This window comes from Cyanobium sp. NIVA-CYA 375 (genome assembly GCF_056108345.1).
The window spans coordinates 1-795 of sequence record NZ_JBSYHW010000307.1 but is presented as its reverse complement, the minus strand read 5'-3'; the positions used below and the strand labels follow the sequence as shown (position 1 = coordinate 795).

Annotated in this window: 2 protein-coding genes; one reads left to right on the top strand and one right to left on the bottom strand. The window is 61.8% G+C overall.

Annotation, left to right across the window (positions count from 1 at the left end):
- Positions 1-379: 379 nt before the first annotated feature.
- Positions 380-541 carry a hypothetical protein gene (locus tag AC01FP_RS18260; protein WP_474482256.1) on the bottom strand — a complete coding sequence of 54 codons (162 nt, stop codon included), beginning with the start codon at positions 539-541 and terminating at the stop codon, positions 380-382.
- On the opposite strand from AC01FP_RS18260, the gene AC01FP_RS18255 reads away from it, so the two are divergent.
- Positions 534-782 (top strand): hypothetical protein, encoded by a 249-nt coding sequence (locus AC01FP_RS18255; protein ID WP_474482255.1) that lies wholly within the window; start codon positions 534-536, stop codon positions 780-782. The two genes, AC01FP_RS18260 and AC01FP_RS18255, sit on opposite strands and share 8 nt — an antisense overlap.
- Positions 783-795 lie beyond the last annotated feature (13 nt).

Here is a 795-nt window from a genome sequence, read left to right as displayed (position 1 = left end):
TGATCTGCACGGAGTGGAAGCGATTCATGGCGCCCAACTTTGATCAGCTGGCCACCGCCCTGCGCCAGAAGCTGATCTTTGATGGGCGGAATCTCTACGAACCAGAGCGCCTGGCGGAGCTGGGGTGGACGTATTACGCGATTGGGCGGGGGGCTTCTGTTAGCCCGGTGGTGTGAGGGGTTGGGGGCGCGTGCCCATGCCCGCCGCAGGCACTTGGCCGGGAAACCAGTGAAACCACGAGGGTACGTATTTTAGCACAGGCGTACTATGCGGCGATCGGCGCTGGTTCGGGCTCGCTACGGTGATCTCAGATGTTGAGGGCCTTCCAGGGCAACCCGATTCAGTGCCGCCCCCTCGGCTGCTGGATCGCCAGGGCTGGTCAACCCTTGCCGCTGGCGCCCTGCTGCTGCTGCTGCTGATTTCGTTCACCACGAACTATGTCAACGACAACCTCTCCCACTTCGGCAGACTCGCGGCCGCTGTCGCGCTCGGAGTGGGTCTCCACATTGCCGCCCTGGCGGCGCTTGCTGGCGATGTTCAACTGGCGACCCGTCTACGACATCGAGATGCGTGGACGCGAGAGCGAGAAGCGGCTGCTCGAAAGCGAGAAGCGCTTGAAGCTGCTCGAGATCGAGAACAAGCGGCTCGCCGCACTCGAATCCAGAATGGATGCCTTGCTGCTCAATGCCGATTCCTCCTCGCAGACACCTCCCGCAACCGCCCCCAGTTTCAGGAAAGTTGTCACCCCTCTGATCAGTACATCCGGGGGCTTGAGGACATGACTAATGCGTCGAT

Coding starts and splice junctions, on each gene's coding strand:
- AC01FP_RS18255 (WP_474482255.1), top strand. CDS start 534: ATGTTCAACTGGCGACCCGTCTACGACATCGAGATGCGTGGACGCGAG.